At 59.0% G+C, this 15,485-nt stretch carries 12 protein-coding genes; 1 reads left to right on the forward strand and 11 read right to left on the reverse strand.

Going from position 1 to position 15,485, the window contains the following annotated elements; translation table 11 throughout:
* Positions 1-64: 64 nt before the first annotated feature.
* The 11 genes from AUP43_RS08900 to AUP43_RS08945 form a co-directional block, all read right to left on the reverse strand.
* Positions 65-718 (reverse strand): hypothetical protein, encoded by a 654-nt coding sequence (locus AUP43_RS08900; protein WP_067555389.1) that lies wholly within the window; start codon positions 716-718, stop codon positions 65-67.
* 21 nt (positions 719-739) lie between these two features.
* Positions 740-2,680, reverse strand: a complete 1,941-nt coding sequence (locus AUP43_RS08905) for a DUF3732 domain-containing protein (protein ID WP_067555392.1) — start codon at positions 2,678-2,680, stop codon at positions 740-742.
* Complete coding sequence (locus AUP43_RS08910; protein ID WP_067555396.1) at positions 2,677-3,186, reverse strand: three component ABC system middle component; 510 nt, start codon at positions 3,184-3,186, stop codon at positions 2,677-2,679. The genes AUP43_RS08905 and AUP43_RS08910 overlap by 4 nt, the downstream gene beginning before the upstream one ends.
* Positions 3,187-3,188: 2 nt before the next feature.
* On the reverse strand, positions 3,189-4,400 hold the full coding sequence (locus AUP43_RS08915; RefSeq protein ID WP_067555399.1) for an ABC-three component system protein: 1,212 nt from the start codon (positions 4,398-4,400) through the stop codon (positions 3,189-3,191).
* A 294-nt stretch (positions 4,401-4,694) separates the two neighbouring features.
* Entirely contained in the window at positions 4,695-7,010 is a 2,316-nt protein-coding gene (locus AUP43_RS08920) for an ATP-binding protein (protein WP_067555402.1), read from the reverse strand.
* Positions 7,007-8,452, reverse strand: coding sequence for a metallophosphoesterase family protein (locus AUP43_RS08925; protein WP_198154860.1), 1,446 nt, complete (start codon positions 8,450-8,452; stop codon positions 7,007-7,009). The genes AUP43_RS08920 and AUP43_RS08925 overlap by 4 nt, the downstream gene beginning before the upstream one ends.
* 243 nt (positions 8,453-8,695) lie before the next feature.
* Positions 8,696-11,164 (reverse strand): phospholipase D-like domain-containing protein, encoded by a 2,469-nt coding sequence (locus tag AUP43_RS08930; RefSeq protein WP_067555409.1) that lies wholly within the window; start codon positions 11,162-11,164, stop codon positions 8,696-8,698.
* A complete protein-coding gene (locus AUP43_RS08935) occupies positions 11,161-12,753 on the reverse strand; it encodes a hypothetical protein (RefSeq protein ID WP_067555412.1) in 1,593 nt (530 codons plus the stop codon). The genes AUP43_RS08930 and AUP43_RS08935 overlap by 4 nt, the downstream gene beginning before the upstream one ends.
* Positions 12,746-13,648 carry a DUF429 domain-containing protein gene (locus tag AUP43_RS08940; protein ID WP_084462670.1) on the reverse strand — a complete coding sequence of 301 codons (903 nt, stop codon included), beginning with the start codon at positions 13,646-13,648 and terminating at the stop codon, positions 12,746-12,748. Before AUP43_RS08940 ends, AUP43_RS08935 begins: the two co-directional genes overlap by 8 nt.
* A 475-nt stretch (positions 13,649-14,123) precedes the next feature.
* Positions 14,124-14,294 (reverse strand): YegP family protein, encoded by a 171-nt coding sequence (locus tag AUP43_RS18620; protein WP_084462671.1) that lies wholly within the window; start codon positions 14,292-14,294, stop codon positions 14,124-14,126.
* Positions 14,295-14,437: 143 nt separating this feature from the next.
* Complete coding sequence (locus AUP43_RS08945) at positions 14,438-14,689, reverse strand: hypothetical protein (protein WP_067555415.1); 252 nt, start codon at positions 14,687-14,689, stop codon at positions 14,438-14,440.
* Positions 14,690-14,850: 161 nt separating this feature from the next.
* Here AUP43_RS08945 and AUP43_RS08950 point away from each other — a divergent pair, with 161 nt between their 5' ends.
* Positions 14,851-15,483 (forward strand): restriction endonuclease subunit S, encoded by a 633-nt coding sequence (locus AUP43_RS08950; RefSeq protein WP_067555418.1) that lies wholly within the window; start codon positions 14,851-14,853, stop codon positions 15,481-15,483.
* The last annotated feature ends 2 nt before the right edge of the window (positions 15,484-15,485 follow it).

Below are 15,485 nucleotides of genomic sequence, written 5' to 3' on the forward strand. Positions count from 1 at the left end.
GGACATTCGGCATCCTCCACTAAAGCTAACCGAGACAGTGCAATCGAAACAGATGGGGCAGGGACTACTTTCTGGACGGTTGGACCGGCAGCGCCACTCTACCGGTTAGCTTTTTCCATTGGTCATTGTCTATGAGCGTCGAGCGATAGACCTTTAGCATCGAGCACCCAGGTAGAGACTGCAAAGTTTCCTTTACGATAGGAACCAACGGCGGCGCGAGCCAAGGGCTGAGTGTGATACGGGTTATCGAATTAAGCCCAATTGGTACGGCATAGGTGGAGAGCTCTTCGTCCTTGTCGATATAGACCGCCCGGTACTCGCTCTCGTCGCCATACGGCCAACGCTTCATGAACGGCAAACGCTCAAGATCCACATTTGCCATTTTGCTGATTTGCGCGATCAGTTGGTAGTCCACCATCTGGTGACGCACACCCTCAGCGCAGTTGAAGGCCGAACACAGCTTCTCGCCGTCGAACTCTAAGCAGACTCCGTCCGCCCCATGGGAAAAAATCTGCCAATGGTGATAAGTCTCCTCTCTCACCGCGAGACAAATTGCCAAGATGGTCTTTGCCTCTTTTATCCTCTTGTATTCTGCCATGAAGAAAGCATCGTTCCTGTCGTCCCATGTAGCAGGGCTCAATAGCGTCAGGCATTTGTTGCGCAGGATGTGCAATGCCGATGCTAGATTGGTGTAGCGGCGATAAGTTCGCTCAGCCATCTTGCCTCCTAAAGCGCGTCTCTATGTCGATCGCAGCCAGCTGACCGGCACGAGCTTGATGTTGTCCCGCCACCGCTCGACCGTGGACTCACGGAACCAGTCCTCGAGCAGTTCGACATGGTCCATCACGATGATCTGCATGTCGGGGTAGTGCTCCACGCAAGAGTCGAAGAGAAGTCGATATAGCCTGGCGACGGCGGCTTGGTCCTCATCACTCTTGCCGTCAATTTCCCCGACGTCCCGTTCGGGCGGATAGTGCACCTGCGACGGCTGATCAAGCATCAGGAACGCTGGGACTGGCCGCTTTCGGGCCCGGAACAGGCCGTGGATTGCGAGGTGGGCGGCAACATGGTAGCCGACCCAATTTTCACCGCTTCCGATCTGCGGAAGGGCCAAGGGACCATCGATCGTGTCTGCGACCACGGTGAGGTTCTTTCGGTCGAGCCGCAGCGTATTGTCGCCATGCTCAAGGTCGAGCAAACGCGCGTATTTGGTGAGATCGCGCCCCACGAGGCCTAATGCGGTGGTGAGTCGTTCCTCGAGCGCCTCCAGGTCCAACAGCTTTTCCAACTCGGACACCTCGGCTCGGGCCCGCGCGATCGCCAGCCGGATGCCCTCGTCGGAAGTGATAGTCCGCGCATTCTCGATGTAGTAGCCGATCCGGCCAGCAGTACGGGCCTGTTCGGTGAACTGGTCCTGCTCAATCCTGAGCCGTTCGTTTTCCAATATCCGAGTGAGGATGTCTGCCTGGACGCTCTTCAGTTGTTCGTCGAGGGAGTTCCGGCGCGCCTCAAGCTCAGCCTGCCGGGCTTGCAGGCGCGGATTATCTCGGCGTACTGACTGCAACTGGCCCTCAAGCGCTGTGAGCGACCTGCGAACCTCGCTGACCGACGGGATGGGCGTGGCCAAGTGGCTGTCGCAAAGCGGACAGGTTTCAGCGTCCCCGCTGTCGTCGGCAAGCAGACCGATCGACGCCAGCCTGGCTTCCTGTTCTCGGGCCTCGACCTGAAATTCCGACGCCTCGCGTTCGAGCCGTTGAACGTCGGCAATCTCCTCGCGGACATCTTGCATTTCGCCGCGGAGACGCCGACGGCGATTCTCCAGATCTGTTAGGTCTGCGGCCGGGTCGTCATTGAGGGCGTAGGCGAGTTCGCGGGGCGCCGCAGCGGCGGCCAGAAGCACGCGCAGATCGGCGGGTGTGTCGGCGAAGGCACCCGCGGGCAACAGGCCAACGCGCTTGGCTTCCTGAAGAAGCGATTGGGCAGTGCCAGACGCCTCATTCGCCAAAGCACGAGCTTCGGCGTAGTCGCGTTCGAGCTTGCGCAGGCGCGCCCGAGCCTCGTCGTAGCGCTTGCGTTGCAGGTAATGGTCCTCCCCCATCGCGCCGACGAAATACGGCAGCGTGTCTTTAATGTGTGAGGGGATGAATTGTTCACCCTGGCGATGAAAAAGCAGGCGGCGATTGGCTATTTCATCTTGGGCTTGAAGGCAAAAGAAGATCGCCTGGCTGGCCGAAGCCTCCAACGGCGCTCGCATCGATCCGGGTTCGGGAACATGCGTGTTCTCAGCTATGCCCAACACCATCGAGAGCTGGGCGCGCAAGCCATCGGCAGTCACGTTCTTGGTGAAAGGCTCCAGGGTGTCCGGGAAACCTGCCACTCCACGTTCGAAAAAGATGTCGTCGCTTGCCTTGCCGGCCGGCCCTGGATTGCGTCGGGCGATCAGGATGCCTTCGCCATCTCGGTCCAGAAGGATAGCGAACCAAGACACGCCGCGTCGAATCTCGCCCTCGGGAATGGTACACTCACTGCGACCCCAGCAGTAGTCGACGATGTCGAGCAAGGCTGACTTGCCCGTCTTGGAAGCCCCGGTGACGATATTCAGCCGGCCGAGGACAAATTCGATGTCGCGGCGCTCGCCGGCATGGGAATAGATCGCGATGGCTCGCAGCTGCAGGGTCACGGCGTTACACCCATTGTCTGTAAGATTTGGACCGGCGCACCTTGGTTGGCGAACCACCGGCCGAGCAGGCCGGCAGCGCGGCGAATGTCGTCGACGTCTGGTGTACTCGCCGCCGTCTTCACAGTAAGCCTCATCGGTTTCTCGCCCGTTCGCAGCCCCCCGGCGCCGACCATTAGGGCCCTGTGTTGTGCGAGGAAGAGCATGGCTTCGCGACTGATCGGTCGAAGGCGCAGGGTCCGCTCCGGCAGATCGGCGAGCAATGCCTCATTATCTGCCGACCATGTGGCGAAGGTCGTATCGGCCCTGCCGGGCAATACGGCAAGAGTTGGTAGGTGCAGGACTAAAGGCAGAACCAAAAACCCCAAGGGAAGCGGAAATGCCGCGGCACGAAGCCTTTCGTATTCCTTTGTGGCGCGAGCGATCAACTCGCCACAGAAGGCCGGGTTGAGAAGCGCCGCTTCCTCGGAGGGGCGATCGCGCCACACTAAACTCCAACGCGAGGCCATGTTTAAACCTCTTCAGCGACGCAAGCCGTCTCATAGTCCGGATGCCATCCGACGCGGAGGTCATTGGCCAGGATATGGTAGGAGCCGACTGTCAGGAAGCGTTGGCTGACCGTTCGGAAGGGAAAGCGGGCGTCCGCCTCCACCCAGCTGTAGAGTTCCTGGCCGGCTTGACGACACCCCTCATCGGTCTTTTTTCTGTCGCCAATCTTGTCACGTATCTGCTGAAATCGGGGCTGCCACTCCTCGATGAGCGTCAACTCGTACTTTGCGATCTCGCCGTCGAACACTAAGTGCTCGCGGACCCATTTTGACCGCTGGGTGAACGCCCGGTAGTAGTCTCGCTTGGCGTATTCGATGCGAGTTTCACCAACGCCGATCACCTTCAACTGGCGGACGAAGGGGCGCCCTTCGTAGTCGGCGATCTCGTCAGTGGTAGGATCGACATGTTCTTGATCGGCGACCAGGACGTCGCGCTTCAAGCCATCACGGATGTCGTCAAGCTTCCCCTCGACCTCCAACACCGATATGGACTCTGCGGGGTTGGCCATGAGGGCCTTGCATACTCGCGGCCACCACCAGCCCTCCAATCGCTCGCGGGCTATTGCGGCTTGGCCCCGGGGCGCAAGCATGCGCAGGTCCTTCTCGATCACCTCGCCCAAATCCGTGACCAGCGGCTGATTATCTAGGATCTCGATCGAGCTTAGGAGCGAAATACGCATGGTTGGACCGAGCGTCAGGAATGCCGCGTAGGCCGCCTTCAGCTCTTGATTGCCCCCCGCTTCCGCGACCGCCCCGAGCAGGGCGGCGGCCGCCTTAGGGTCACGTGCTTTTCCGGCCGAGTAAGCTGCAGCCGGACGCAACATGGCAGCTGCACTATCGTCAGGCGCTGAGCCCGTGGTTACCAAAGCTAGGCGGGCACGCGCGGGGAGGGTCGGATCTTTCGCGGCAGCTTCACTCCAGACGCGCAGTGTCTTCCAGAGGTCGACACTCTTGTCCGTGAGACTGGCGATATGATCGATGTGGTGCTTCGCCTGAAGGAGCTCTAGCGCTGTCCCATTCGCTTCGAACGAAACGTCGTCCAATCGTTCAATTCCCACCTCCACCCCAACATCGACGTTCACGTACTTCAGGCACAGAGCTAGTGCTAAGCGGGCCTGGTAGAGATAGCCCGCAGCGGATGGAGCTGCGCTGAACTTAGTGGATGGTATGGTCAAGCAAATACCCCTTGAGGTGAGAGCTTAACTATTTTCGCTTGAACAGCAATCTCACTATTGTGACTGCTGCTCGGCAGCGAACTAATCGCTAAGGCTGGCGCTAAGCAATCAGGAAGGCTAAGACCTGCGGCGACCGAAGGTGCCGTTGCAGCAACCAGGATAGGAGCACGAGGGCGTTTTTTCGCGCCGCATAGGTTGACGAAGTTGAGGAAGCGCTTGAACAGTTTGAAACTCGTCCAATGTGGGCCCCTTGCTGCCATTGCCTCTCGTCTCCATCCGAGCGATCACTTTGTGCTACGGCACAGTATCGAACCGTACGAAGAATTCCTTAGCGTGGTCGATGATCTGGAACGCCTTCTCAAGCTCCTTCGGCACAGGAACATAGATGCGATCCGCTGTGACAATCGTCGTGGTCCGGAACATCGACCCGCCAGTTTCATGCGCACCGAGCGGCTCTCGTAGCTCAACATCGTAGTAGAGGCTTAGCTCGCCGGTCGCGTCGGTGAAGATGTAAACAACACGGTGTGACCCCCATATTACCTTAGTGGTGTGCGGGAAATGGAGAAACTCTCCTTCTCGCTTGTTCAAGCGATCCGACAGCGCCAGAAACATCTGGAAATTATTCAACTTCGGATGAGGGTCTGACACGGTCAGTACCTTCATATCGGTTTTCACTTCCTCCTTCATTATCGGAGGCGCTGCTTCAAATTCATTGGTTGCAGGCGGGGCGGTTACCGCGTCCGCTTCTATAATTCCCGGAAACTCCTGTTCAACGGTCCCGACTTGGTCGCGGCGAACTTCCTGGCGCTGGATGGAAGCCCGCCCACCACCACCAACCGCGCGCACGACTTCCGAGAATTCCACCTTGCCTGCGAGGTAGTCCGCCAAGAGAGACTCCGCTTCCCCGAAGTCGGAATAATCGACGCGGAAGAGCTCCTTGTTCTGCTGTATTCGCCGGAAGAGCGCGTCTCGACCTAGCTTAGTTGATGAGGGAACGTGGTCCCTGATCTGCTGATAGAGCTGCTCGCGAACAAAATCCTGGACAAAAGGATCAAAGGCTTCACGCGCAGAACGGTAGAATTCGAGGACGACTTTCACGGCGGGCATGTCGCGTGCGATAGCCACCCGCAGCGTGTCTCCCTTTCCGTCTACCTGAAAGGCGACTCCGTGGCTGATCGTGGCAAACTCGACTTCCACGTCTGGCATCAGGTACTGGTCGAGGAGCACCGCCCTAATGCGAATAAGGAATACAGTTTCGTCGAAGCCCAGCTTGCTCGCCGCTATTCTGTCGACAATCGGCTTGTCCGGCACTTCCTTGACTTTGGCAATCTCGTTTAGGTAACGCAGCTGCAGTTTGCGACGCGGGTTCGTCTGGCTTACGTGGAAGAGGTTGGCCTGCTCGCTCGCAAACCTCTTCAAGATCGTAGGGTCACGCTGGCTATAGAAGAGTTTCGATTTACCCGGCTCATAGGTGGCTACCTGGTTGAGTTTCACATCCGGCTTTTCCGGAAGAACTGTAATCCGGACGTTGCCCGCAAGCGCGATGCTGCCTTGGGCAAGGATATACTGCTGAAATTGCTGGTTCTGGTCGGCGTGGTCTGTCGGCGCCAGATCCGCTGATACCGAGGACTCAATGAGATTGAGCATGTTGGTGACGTGTTGAATGCTCTCCCGGCTTAGCGCCTCGCGCCCAGCCGTAGGATGCAGAATGTCGAGATTGACGAAACCGCCAAAACCGTACTGACCTGAGAGCGGTATGGGCGCCAGACCAAACAGGTTTCTGAATCCGAGTGTCTGGCCGCCCTGTTGAACCAGATAGAGTTCGCCTCTCAGCGGGTTTCCGCTTAGCGTCAGATTTGTCAGCCGTACGCGAACGCGAGACTGAGCGTTGACGGCGGTCTCCAACGTTCCGCCGTAGTTGCCGCCGGACACGCCGCGGGTCTTGATGACCTCGAATGCCGTGTCGTTTCCGCCAAGCGCTTCATCGAAGGTCTCCTGGCTGACCTTTGTCTCGTTGACGAATACAGGTGCCGGCAGGAAGCGCACATATTGTCGGAGGTAATCGCAGGTCGATTTCTCATCAATGGCAAACGACGGATCAAGTTCGGCTGTGATCGTCGTGCCAGGGCCACGGGTGTTTACCACGCGATCAAAGGTGATGCACTCCTGCGCGATCTTCAGGTCTTCGCGCCGTGCGCTGCTGACGAGGGTTTCCGTTGCATCGATGTGGCGCGTTTCAACACTGAGTGACGTACACACTCCGAAGTTGGCTAGTGCTCCGATGCCGAACGTTCCGATGACTCCGGATTTCTGCGCCAGTTCGGAACGTTTCCCGCTCGACCCGGCTTTCCAAAAGTTCTGACGCAGAACCTCTTCCGACATGCCGATGCCGTCATCCTCGACCTTCAGCACGCCGTTCCCGACGGTAATCTGAATGCGGCATTCCTCGACTTTCAGATCCTGCGCCGTGCAGCGCATGAGGATCGCGTCGTAAGCGTTCTGTACATTCTCCCGAAGGATCGCCTTCGGAGAATCGTAAATTTCAGCCGACAGAATCTGGAGGATGCGACTGGTCTCAACATCGAACATTATGCGTCCGGTTGCGGTCATGAGAGCCTCCGGGCATATTTGGTACGAACCTCGACAAGGGCGGGATCAACGGAACTGGCAATGAGGGACATAGCCAAGACCTCGGCCAATCTGACCTTGTCTTTCTCCGCCCACAGCGCATCCATCAATGTAATCGCCTCGATCTCGCTTTTCGGTGGATCGAAGTAGCGAATGACGGACGCCATGTCGTCCATGTGCCCGAGGCATTCGAGAAGCAGCCTACGGGCCAGCGGCTCACTGGTGAGATGGGGCACCAGAAGTGCCACTGCCGCGTCAAACCGCTTTTCGTCAAACAGCTTCTGCGCCTCGATAAGGGCGACGGTCCTGGAATCGTGCCGGCTCAAAGGTGCAGGTGGCGGCTCAAACGTGAACTCATGAAATGTCGAAGCCGTCGCAGGAAGCGGCCGCGGCCCCCAAATCGGTAGCTGCAGATTGTCATTCTGCATCTCTCTCAGATGCAGCCGGCCTCGCCGGTTCTCCACATCGATTTCTACCACGTTGTATGCGCGGCGAAACCCGAATGCGGCACCGCCGCAGAGTGTCCCGGCGCTTATGACAGTGATGCGCCGATCAGGGCCATGACGGAAACGCGTGTCCAGGAATTCCGGCTTATGCTGATGGCCGTGAAAGCCAAGACTAATCTCACGATCGATGAGGTTCTGGATGATATCCGCATCCATGTAGTCCGACATGGAGGGTGAGCCTTCGGTGTTGTGGTGCCACGTCGCAACACGTAATCGCCCGTCAAAGGACCTGTCTCTAAGATGCTGACCGGCGCTGCCTATACAATCAGGATGAATGGCACCCTGCCGGTTCAGGAGGTCGTTATTGTGGCAGCTGGAGAACGCGACGACGGTCATACCGAATGACGGATAGTCGAAGAAATCGATCTGCTTCGACGAGTCTGTCAGATAAGTTCGCTTGCCCTGATAAAATTCATTGTAAAACTGAGCGAACGCCTCAAACCGACGCTCGTACATCGCCGGATCGGCGACCTCATGTAGCTCAAGATCGGGCCAAGACCACCTCATTCGCGTGTCGGGCATGAACAACTTCCCGACAATCTCTCGCTTCCGATCAGCCGCGATCGGTATAGCCGCTAGACTGCGCCGAAAGTGATAGTCACTGACATCGTGATTACCCGGTATCACGATGACCCGTTCCCTATCGCCGGCAACAAAGCTCTTCGCCAGCCGGTCGAGAAAATCCAGGGCCTCGTCGTACTGGCGCTTTAGCTTGCCCTCCGCATCATCGGCATCGTGAAGGACGCCTTGAACAACGTCGCCACTGACGAGAATAAGGTCGGGCGCTCTGATGGGTGTTGCCTCCGACTCTACGTAGCGCTTCCTGTCATTCTCCAGCGAATCTAGGAGAGCGTCGTTTCGGATAGGGTTGTCCGGATCGCGGTGCAGATCTGAGATGTGTAGGATGCTGACTATCACGAACGACACCCTTATTCCGGTCTGTGATGAGGGTTGTACTATGGCGCCAAGTCTGACCACAGATCTCCGTCGAAGTGTGAGCAATCTAACGCTGACCATGGCAGATTGAACGCGATTCGGACAGCCTTGCGTAAGATTGCTATATCGAGACGACGCTTGGACTATAATGATGTCCGATATCAATATTCAGGTTTCCAAAAGCCGCGAGTCAGCTCTCGGCCCCAAGGCCTCCAATCATCGGCGCTATACGGCAGTAGCCTCATGGTGCGCACTCTTTGAGAACAGTGCTTCCACCATTGCGCGGTGTGCGCTCGCGATCGTCTCCCCTTCGATCCCCAGCCGTTTCCCATAAGCTTCACTCATCGCACTCATGAGGCCGGTCACGTCCGGGCTCAGTAGCTCGGCCTTGGTCGGCAGCGTCAACAGATAGGCGAGCTCGGCGAGCGGCTTGACGTATCGGGTGAGACGCTTCCGTTCGCAGAGCAAGACCGGTGCGGTGAGACAGGCCTGCAAGCACCAGTAACAAGTCGCCCAACATTCCAGGATGTCGTCAGGGACCTGATCGTGTTCCCCGATCAGGTAGAGGTGGCGTATGCCGGGGTTCTTGCCGCCGAAGATCTCGAAAAGCGTACGGCCGATCACGGTCGGCCAGCTGTTCGGATCGCCTTCCGGAGGCAGAACCTGCAATCGCGAACCTTTGGCTTTAGAGTCTTTCGCTGGTGCTACCGGAATTGCGGCCGTGCAGACGATCATCAGCAGTGCCCGCAGGCGGATGACGTCGTGATTGTCGAGTGCGCCGCTTTTCCTGCGTTCTCTGATTCGCTTGCTGAAGGCAGCTACGGCGGCAACGATCTGCTCCTTCGTCGCCTTTTTTGTCGCCGCAGTCCTTCGATACTCCGCCCGCTCGCGCTCTTCTTCTTCGCGCTGCGTCTTCTCGGTGTCGAACTCTTCACCGGCATCGAGCGCAGCCTGGCCATCACCGGTCTCATCGCCGAGATCGAACGCTCTGGCCGGCATGGGAGATTGGTCCTCTTCCTCGTCCCTTTCATCGGCGTCCAGGCCGATCACCCGGTTGAGGAAGCTGCGCACGATGGAGATGTCGCTACCGGCGAGGCTATTGTGGGGGAGCTGGTTTTCCGTGCGCAGCCTTCGCCCGGCGATGAACTGCTCGTAGCTGAGCGTCTTGTATGCGGCAGCACCGCCTTCCTCGTCCTTCCGCGACTTCGGGATCGAGATGGGTTTTTTGCCCGATGGCTCACCGTGTTCGATCTGCTCGAGAACACCCAGCACGTCGAGGAGCATCAGGCTCGTTTCAGTCTCGTCGTCCAGTTGGCGTAGAGCGTTGTCGGCCTGACGGGAGGACGTTTCCCGGACGACCGCACGCAGGCGATCGATCAGCGTAACGATCGATGGTGCTGAGACCCGCCCATTCTCGTGCTGAACCCGTGCGAATGCCGGTCGCTCTTGCGTTTCGCCTATCTCGAACCGCTGGGTCTCGCCGCTGCTGGTGAGCGGCATGAGGCGGCACGGCATTGGCTTTCCATGCTGGTCGAGGAGAGTGATGGTGCACACTGCCGGATCGAATGCGTCTGCGGGGTGCCAGGTGAGCGTGTCGACGCGGCACTCGAACCTGCCTGGGTTCAAGGCCGCCAGCTCGCCCATTGGCAATTCCTCGGCGAGGTCCAGGTCCGGTAGAGTGGCCGGATCGAGTTGCCGCTCGCTCGTCAGAATGGCATCGAGGCCGAGCGCATCGGCCATGGAGCCGGGCGGGAGGCGGCGATAGAGGCATGCCTCTTCGTTCGATCCTGCGAAGTCCGCATCACCGAGCGCGGGTAGCGTGCAATTCGCGCTGCCCACCAGTACGTGATCGGCAGTCGCGGTTTGAGCTATGATCGCTTTCGCGTGAATGAAGCGGCCTTTGCGAAAGTCACCGCGGTCGTACAGGCGCATCACCTGAACTTTGCCGAGCGCCCATTTCGGAAAGACGGTGCACTCGGGATCGAGCAGAACCGAGACTTCGCCGGGGGAGAGGCGCTCCGTCAGGTAGGAAAGCGCAGCAAGGTTGGGGTCCCAGTACGGGCTGATGACGATAAGACGCTCGACCGGCTCGCTCACCAGGTCGGTGAAGCGCTGGCCGATGCCCGAAGTCTGCCCGGTGGTCAGGAGGGCAGCGAGCGTTCCGTCGGCGAGACCGACTGGGCCGGTTGCCGGGGTGGCTTTGGCGAGCCAGGGGGCGCGCGTGAGCATCCAGTCGATCTGAGCCGCGGTCGCCTGCTGATCTCCATTCAGGAAGCGGGAGAGATATTGCCATCCCGCAGCGACGAGTTGCTGTTCGCCCGAACCCGGTTCGTCGGACATGACCATACCGGCGAGTTCGAGGTTTCCGCCCAGGCCTGGCGTCGTCAGGTTCGCGGAACTGACGATCAGACGCCCACGGCGGCGGCCGGCTTGCAAGAAAAGCTTCGGATGGAACACTCCCGGCGCGCCGATGCCGGTGATCGTGTAGAGCCGCCCTGCATGGTGGGGCAGCGCCGATGCCCCGCAAAGCGCATGAGTGAGCATGCGTCCGTCGGCGAGTACGAGGTTGTTGCGACACCCGGCGCCACGGAGGCGCGGCAGCACGATGTTTTCATAAGCATCGAAATCGATCCCGAAACTGGTCGCTATGCTCGTGTGAAATTCCTTGTCGGCGAAGCGTTCATAGAGCTTCATGCGGCACCCGCCGCTGCCGCGCCGTAATCGGTGAGCCCTTGGTCGCCGACGAGGTGAATGTCTTTGAGGAATGTGATAGCGGGGCCGAGGCGCGGGTTCGTGAAGACGGGACCATCCTTCCCACGCAGCCTGAGCTTCCCTTCGTCGCGCTCGATCAGGAAGGTGTAATCTCCAGCCCGGAGCTTTTGCAGGGCGACCCATAAGTGCCGCTGTACTATGCGTTCTTCCAGAAGTCTTGCCAGCAGCGCTTCGAAGGGATCGCCCGTGTGTGCTTCAAGGAAACGGGTTTCCGTCAGCAGGGAGTGAAAGGCTTCCGGTTCTGGATTAAGCAGGGCCAGGACGGTGGCGATGTCGCGGTCTTCGTCGTACACCCGCCTATGCAGGATGGCCAGAAGCCTCATCGCATTCCAGGCGATCTCCGGTGGACAAACGCTCGTGTCGTTCCGCCCGGCGCGCTTCATGATGGCAACGGAGAATGAGAATTCTGAGCGGTCGTCGTCCGCTGCATAGGCGTTCGAGGCAGGAAGAGTGGAACCGACGAATTCAGTCCAGTTTTCCGGCTTCCCCGGAGCCGTCTCCAATATTTTCTCGACGCACAGCGGGATCAGTCGCGACAGAGCGATGCCGGCCGGGTATTCGGCGAGAGTATCGAGCGTGAATTTGAGCAGCGCCTCATAGGCGACGTGGCAGAGATCGTTGGCGTGATAGATCCACCATAGCCGTCTTTGCGCCTCGAGCGCGGGCGTTTCGAGATCGAGCACGCGGCCCTTCTGATCGCAGCCAGCGAACAATATCCAGCGTATCTCCTCGGGATTGGGGGGGCGCCCGAGCAAGGCTGCGATTTTTAGGATCAGCAGGAGGCTGTCGCGACGGGAACGCGCTCGGCAGTAGGCGGGATCGAAGGGGCCGAGCAGGATCTCCTGATAGAGATCGCGCTCGTCACCCGAGAGCGCGATCTTGGATGGAGCAAGGGGACGGAGTTCGTCCAGCTCGTCATTCGTGACGTCGCCACGTTGCACGATTTCATAGAATTCCCTCGCCCGGTCACCCGCGCTACTCTCGAAGACGGCTGCCAGTCGCTCGCCAATCTCCTTGCTAGGCAACGGAAGTTTGTGTTCGTTCGAGGGGGCGAATATGCCGATCTCGAACAGCTGGCTACGATAGGCTGCGCCATAGGCACCCCAGGCCTGCTTCAGGTAGTAGTTCTCGCCGCCGGGCTCCGCCGCCATTGCGAATTCGATGAACCCACTCTGGTTCGGGTCCAGGACTTTCTGCGCCCATTCGATGCCGGCGACGCCGCCCTCGCCGCCGTGCCGGTAGGCGATCAGCGCATAGAGCGCTTCCGAGCGGCGGATGAAACGCTTCCAGGACTCGGGGTTCGTGTCGCCGATCTTCTGCGCGTAGGTGCGGCAGAGCCAGGCGTAGAGTCCGTAGTAACGCATCCGCAGCGTCACGTTGCTGATACCGGGAAGTAAGGTTTGGTACAGGCTGACGCTGCTATTTTGCATCCCCAGCGGATCGAGGCCGTTCTTCGTCCTGTACTCGGTCCACACCGGGTAGTTTAAGGCTGTGTGTTCCTCATCAGCCATTGGCGACAACCTTTCCAGAGATCGTCCCTGTGTGATCGATGACGTCGTCGGGCCGCAATGGGTGCTGACCGCGCGGTCGTCTGGAGACAGAAAGGTGTGGGTCTGCGATCCATCCTTCCAGCCGATCGACCGTCTCGGAGACGCCAAAGTGATCATCGCGCTGCCGCCATGCCCACGCTGCCTGGACGGCGCAAAGCAGGGCGTCGAGATGATCGGCGCCGGGGTCTTCGCAAAGGTCGTCCGGTGCGTCTATATCGAGGCCGTAGCGCCGTGGCGCTTCCTCGCGGAGGGCTTGCAGCAGATCACGACGGGCTTCGTGTTGATCGGCGGTCTGCTTTTTTCGCGTGTCGTTCTTGTAGCTGCGGCGGCCTATGAATTGGCGGGCGAGTACACCGGGATAGGCTTCTACGGCGATACGCTGCGGATCGCCGTCGTACTGGTGGGGAATGGTCACACCTGAGGCCAAAAGGCGCGGGGCGCCTTCGAAAAACATGAGACCGACGGGAACGCCGTAGAGCTTCTGGGGGCTTATTGAACCCGCAGCCTTGTCGGTTGCGCGGCGATGTTCCTTGTCACCTGCGATCCGATGCTCCTTATAGCCGTTCAGCGCCTCACGAAAACCGGTGCGGCCAAGGTTGCTTGCATGGTTAACGTATGCGGCCCAGGTCGTGGGCCAGCCGATGGTCTCGATGAAGCGGCGAGCCTGGCCGAAGGGAAAGTCGATCCCGGCGATCCACGGGCCGGGCTTCGCGAGCGCTACCTCGAAACTCTCGTAGTCAGGCCATTCCTCCAAGGACTGCATGCGGAGGGCGTCGTCCTGGAGCGTGCAGTGAATACAGGTAATCGGCTTGCGCCGGAAAGGTCGGCTCGTGAAGTCGATGCCCAGAATATTCATAGTGAAATTATACCCATGGCACGGGCAGAGTTCGAGTTTTGTTTTGCAGCGGGCGCGTTCGGTGCAGTGGACTGCTTACAGTCACACAAATGTCTACTGCGGGCGCGAAGCTGCTGTCGCCGTACGCGGACGAATGACCGTTTACGGCAGTTCGTAACTCAACTGCGAATGACGTACTAAGTCGACTGCTGAACGGCAGATGATCGACTGGCGCCGTCTCAAACCGGACAGGCCGGTATCGGCCCACCTTCCAATTCACACTTAGAGCCCTGGAGAATAAGGATCATCCAGAGGATGACGAAGGTGATGCCTGTGGAGCATCTTTGCCGCAGGCATCGGGACATCCGTAGAGGAAGCCGCCAGATCGAAATTCAGTATCTCAAGGGGGGGCGAACCCCCGCCAGGAGCATATTCAAGGGTGAGGAAGATGAGCCTCGCAGCGTGGACTGCGAGGCTCATTTGGGAGCGCCGTACGTTAAGTCCGGTCGTGTACCGGCGCGAGGGGAGCAATCCTCTTGGTCGCATCAATGCCGCCCTGAGCGGACTGCTTGGACGTATAGACTTCGGAGTGACACAGGGTTTCGCCGTTGGCGGCTTTAAGGCGCCAGAAGTACCCGCCTGCGTTCGCGCGGAGAATTTCAAACATGTAGCTGGCCCTCCTTGGGCCGAAAATGAGACCCGTCCGAAGCGCCGGGTCATTGATCTTTAAACAGGGGCCAGCTAGGGTAATGGTGTTCAAGCATGCCTAGCGGGCTTCGGCCCCTGGTATTTGGAATCCGGCTGATCGGTTTAGGTCAGCCGGTTTTCCATCCATTTTGCCTTCGGGGTCAGATACGGCCCCTTCGGCGGAAGGTCGTCGGGGCTTGCCGGCGGAACTTCAGGAAACAGCTTCCTATCCTTTACTTCAGCGACCCGGGCCGGATTGAACCCGAAGAACGCTGCGATATCGTGATGGCGGTCGCCCCGCTTAATCATTCCCCGAATGAGCGCCGCGTCGCGCTCGGTGACTGTAAGGCCACTCGGCCTCGCACGTACTGTCATAGACTTCTCCTTCTTCCTGAATGTCAGCCTCTTGGGCCAACGCCCCAAATATGGTGGAGGCTCGCCAAGCATGTCAAGATAAAATCTAATTTTTTTAAACCGTAGTAAGATACGATTTAAACATCATTGACTAAGTAGCGCGCTACGGCTATTTTTTGGAAATGAGGAAAATTACAAAATCAGCCGTTCCAAGCCATCTCGGCACACGCCTTCTCGATGTTGCGGAGGTTTTTGCCGGGCTTGGAGTGTCGCGCGAGGAAACCGTGGTCCGTCCGGGCGAAAGACTGCCGGTTATCGGCGTCCGTGATCTCCAGGATGGTGCTGTGGCTGCGCGAGGTGCACTGGACACCGTCGGCTTCTCATCGCTCACCAAAGCTGCGAACTATGCGGTCCAGGTTGACGACGTCCTCCTCACCGGTCGTGGGACGCTGCTGAAGTTCGGTCTCGTGGGAGCTGAGACAGCAGGAGCTATTGCCAGTGCGAACATCATTGTCGTGCGCCCCGGCCCCGATGTTAAGGGCGGTGCCCTGTTTGCGATCCTGTCGAGCGACGTGTTCCGTCCAAAGATCGAAGTTCTGCGGAGAGGGGCGACAACACTGCTGTCCCTGTCGCCGAAAGACCTTGCCAAGCTCGAAATCAATCTGCCGCCGCTGGCTGAGCAGGAGCGCATCGCCGCCCTCGTTAAGGACGCGCAAATCGCCTACCGCACTGCCCTGGAGGCCGCCGAAATCCGCCGCTCACTCGCGCGGCGTCTGATTGACGCGCGCCTGTTTGGCGATAACCAGAACCATTGAGG

This window comes from Oceanibaculum pacificum, assembly GCF_001618175.1.
GTDB classification, from domain to species: domain Bacteria; phylum Pseudomonadota; class Alphaproteobacteria; order Oceanibaculales; family Oceanibaculaceae; genus Oceanibaculum; species Oceanibaculum pacificum.

Bases quoted from the DNA above. Each gene is read 5' to 3' on its own strand.
- AUP43_RS08900 (WP_067555389.1), bottom strand. From the start codon at position 718: ATGGCTGAGCGAACTTATCGCCGCTACACCAATCTAGCATCGGCATTG.
- AUP43_RS08910 (WP_067555396.1), bottom strand. From the start codon at position 3,186: ATGGCCTCGCGTTGGAGTTTAGTGTGGCGCGATCGCCCCTCCGAGGAA.
- AUP43_RS08920 (WP_067555402.1), bottom strand. From the start codon at position 7,010: ATGACCGCAACCGGACGCATAATGTTCGATGTTGAGACCAGTCGCATC.
- AUP43_RS08930 (WP_067555409.1), bottom strand. From the start codon at position 11,164: ATGAAGCTCTATGAACGCTTCGCCGACAAGGAATTTCACACGAGCATA.
- AUP43_RS08935 (WP_067555412.1), bottom strand. From the start codon at position 12,753: ATGGCTGATGAGGAACACACAGCCTTAAACTACCCGGTGTGGACCGAG.
- AUP43_RS08940 (WP_084462670.1), bottom strand. From the start codon at position 13,648: ATGAATATTCTGGGCATCGACTTCACGAGCCGACCTTTCCGGCGCAAG.
- AUP43_RS18620 (WP_084462671.1), bottom strand. From the start codon at position 14,294: ATGTTTGAAATTCTCCGCGCGAACGCAGGCGGGTACTTCTGGCGCCTT.
- AUP43_RS08945 (WP_067555415.1), bottom strand. From the start codon at position 14,689: ATGACAGTACGTGCGAGGCCGAGTGGCCTTACAGTCACCGAGCGCGAC.
- AUP43_RS08950 (WP_067555418.1), top strand. From the start codon at position 14,851: ATGAGGAAAATTACAAAATCAGCCGTTCCAAGCCATCTCGGCACACGC.